This window comes from Pseudomonas sp. PME37.24/025 (genome assembly GCF_055556615.1).
On the sequence record NZ_JBVHNK010000123.1, the window covers coordinates 1 to 278 of the forward strand.

Below are 278 nucleotides of genomic sequence, written 5' to 3' on the forward strand. Positions count from 1 at the left end.
CGCCGATCCTGCTCTATATCGGCATGCTGATCGGCGCGCAGGCGTTCCAGACCACGCCGGTCAAGCACGCGCCCGCGATCGTGCTGGCGCTGACGCCGCATCTGGCGGCCTGGGCCAAGCTGCAGATCGACACCATGCTGGCCTCGACCATGAATGCGGCGGCGACCGTCGGCGGATTGGCGGCCGACAAGGCCGACGCAGTGAAAGCCGCGGCGATCGCAGCGCTGCCGCAGCAGGGCGTGATCTATCACGGCCTCGAAGTGATGGGCGGCGGCTCG

Annotated in this window: 1 protein-coding gene; it reads left to right on the top strand. The window is 69.1% G+C overall.

The features are described from left to right. A partial coding sequence (locus ACZ3HH_RS29775; protein WP_465810136.1) for a hypothetical protein occupies positions 1-278 on the top strand: 278 nt, incomplete at both ends.